Origin of the sequence: Mycobacterium sp. (assembly GCF_049802695.1) — a bacterium.
In the GTDB taxonomy this organism is placed as follows: Bacteria; Actinomycetota; Actinomycetes; order Mycobacteriales; family Mycobacteriaceae; genus Mycobacterium.
In genome coordinates this window covers 1-2,791 of sequence record NZ_JBARMY010000252.1, presented here as the reverse complement: position 1 = coordinate 2,791, position 2,791 = coordinate 1, and the positions used below count along the sequence as shown (strand labels likewise).

General features: G+C 63.6%; 3 protein-coding genes. 1 reads left to right on the top strand and 2 read right to left on the bottom strand.

What is annotated here, in order from left to right:
• Window positions 1–255 precede the first annotated feature (255 nt).
• Window positions 256–810 carry a dihydrofolate reductase family protein gene (locus WA317_RS10280; RefSeq protein WP_425172931.1) on the bottom strand — a complete coding sequence of 185 codons (555 nt, stop codon included), beginning with the start codon at window positions 808–810 and terminating at the stop codon, window positions 256–258.
• Window positions 811–974: 164 nt separating this feature from the next.
• Between WA317_RS10280 and WA317_RS10275 the strand changes: the two genes are divergently transcribed.
• A complete protein-coding gene (locus WA317_RS10275) occupies window positions 975–1,901 on the top strand; it encodes a LysR family transcriptional regulator (protein ID WP_425172930.1) in 927 nt (308 codons plus the stop codon).
• 64 nt (window positions 1,902–1,965) lie between these two features.
• Here the strand turns inward: WA317_RS10275 and WA317_RS10270 are convergent.
• Window positions 1,966–2,791, bottom strand: an 826-nt coding sequence (locus tag WA317_RS10270) for a D-alanyl-D-alanine carboxypeptidase family protein (RefSeq protein ID WP_425172929.1), incomplete at its 5' end; no start/stop codon positions are given.

Below are 2,791 nucleotides of genomic sequence, written 5' to 3'. Positions count from 1 at the left end.
GTCCAGATCAGCGTCCACGAGGGCCTCCGGGCTCGGCGTTTGGGTAGCAACGCCGATCTTGGGCACCCTCGCCTCCTCCGTCACGCAACGACACACCAGATGATCAATAAGGAATCACTCGTCTAGGGCCGCCGTGATGGTGCACCGCCGTCCCGGTCCACAGAGCGGTCAGGATCCGCGAGCCTTCGGCCAGCCGACCGCTCACACGTAACGAAGGGTGCATCAAACCCAGTAGGCTTCAGACCGGCTGTTGGGTCACTTTGGTGTGTAGGTGAGAATCACGACGCCGTTGCTGTGCTGTGTGACGTCGACGAGGTTCAACGACGGAGCTGACTCAATGTCCTCGAATAGATGCTGACCCTTTCCAATGGCGACGGGCGTGAGCAGCAGGTGGAACTCATCTATGAGCCCATGCTCCATCAGTGTGACGTCTAGCGGACCGTTCCCGTACTTGATGATGTTGCCGCCGGAACGCTGCTTTAGATCGGTCACGAACGAAGCCACATCTCCGTCGATAACGGTGGCATTCCAGGTGGTCTCGTCAAGGGTGGTCGATGCCACGTACTTAGGGATGCTGTTCATCCGCGCGATGAACTGGCCGAAAACTTCGGAATCGCCGCCGCTCATGGCAGGGTATGCCGCCGAAAACACCTCGTATGTCGAGCGGCCAAGAAGCAGCGCATCCGCTTCCGATAGCTCCCGCATGGCGTAGGTCTTATGTTCCTCGTCCAGGTATGGAAACACCCAGTCATTAATCGATCCAATTTCGCCGCCAAGGGAAACGTGTGTAGTTTCGATTAGCTTCCTCATGCCCTTCCTCCCTTTCTCATATGACCTTCGATCTCAGGGGCCAGCCCCCTATACGTAACCTTCCGCATATCGGCAGCAAGCTGCTTACCTATCTCAGACTCTCCTGCACCCGGCCGGCGGATCAAGGCCGAGTACCGGATCGGATCTAGTAGGATTGCTAATCGATGCGGTCCACGGTGGAGATGGGTGAAATCAGGGTGTTCCTCGCCCTGGCGGACGAGTTGCACTTCGGGCACACCGCAGATCGGCTCGGTCTCACCCAGTCGCGCGTCAGCCAGCTCCTACGCTCGCTAGAGACCAAACTGGGTGAACCGTTGCTGCGGCGCACGAGCCGTCAGGTCTCGCTCACCCCGGCGGGCGCTCGCCTGCTGCGCGAACTGGCCCCCGCCTACAACGATGTGCTCAGCGCGCTCGAACATTGCTGGCGGGCAAGCCAACGGCTCGAGGGAGTTCTTCACTTTGGCGTGACCTCAGCGTCGGCGGTGCACCCGTCGCTCCTTGACGTCATCGAGACCTTCGAGGCTGAACACCCACGCTGCCGCGTTGAGACCGTCGAGCTGCCGTTCCGCGACCGGCTCGGCCCTCTTCGACGTAGCGAGATCGAACTGATGGTTGCCCGGCTGCCACTCGACGAGCCGCAGGTCGTCCTTGGGCCCGTCGTAAACGTCGACCAAAGGGTGCTCGCCGTAGCTAAGGATCATCCCCTCGCCGGCAGCGCCACCACGACGCTGGATGAGATCGCGAAATACCCCATCCTCGACACGGCCGACATCTATCCTCGGCACACCGCCGAAGCCTATGTCCCAACCACGACGCCCACCGGGCGCCCAATTCGCCGGGTCCGCCTTGACGTCGCCGGGGTTAGCGAACTGGTCATCCTCATCGCCCGCGGCCGCATCGTCCAGCCCACGGTCGCTAGCGCTGCCTCCCGGTTCGGCCACCCGAACATCGTCTGTATACCAATCTCGGACCTGCCGCCGTCACGTACTGCCCTCGCCTGGCGTCGTCGGGACCCTGACCCGCGCCTTCGCGCGTTTATAGCCATCGCCCGCCAGCACCTGCGACGAGGAAGGGCCCGAAGGCCGGCGTGAGCCGGCAAGTCAAACGCATGACCACGTCGTCCGCGGAGGCCACAGCCCGCGGCTGCGCCTCGCTCTAGACCTGGCGGAAGCCCCAGTTCAGCAGCTGCCTGGCGGCCCCGAAGGCCGCGTTGGGGTTGTCGGCCGGGTTCTCGTGCAGGACGACGCCGATCAGTGTGATCCCGTCGCGGCGTGCCTCAAACAGCAGGCAGTGGCCCGCAGCCTTGGTGTTGCCGGTCTTGATTCCGACGGCGCCCTGATATGACCCGATCAAGTTGTCAGTCGTGCGCCAAAGGTAACTGTGGTGCAAATGCGTAGCGGGCACATGATAGGTGCGCTGCGCCACAATGTTCCGGAAGGTCGGATAACGCATAGCCCGCTCGCCGAGGCGGATCAAGTTGGCGGGCGAGGAGTAGGTGGAGAGTTCGGTCGGATACGGCATACCGTCGAACCAGGAAAAATGGGTCGAGGTCATGCCCAGCGACTGTGCCATCGCGTTCATCTTCGCCACGAATGCGTTCCGGCCGGGGCCGTAGGCGGTGGCCAGCAGGTAGGCCGCGTCGCAGCCGGACGGAAGCAGCATCGCCTCGAGCAGTTGCCGGGCGGTCAGCCAGTCCCCGGCAATGAGGCCCGCGCTGCTCGCGCCGTCCTTGTGCACGTACCGGATCGCAGCCCTGGTGACCTTGATTTCCCGGCTGAGGTCGCCGGCCCTGAGCACGAGCAGGGCAGTCATCACCTTGGTGATGCTGCCCATGGGGCGCCCCACGGTGTCGTCCTTGCCCCACAGGACGGCGCCGGTGGTGGCGTCGATGAGCTCGCCGCCCCGCAGGTTCACCGACGGCGGTGCCGTGGCCGGCCTCGCGGCGTTTGTCTGCGCGGCCCCGATCGGCAGTTCCTGAGCC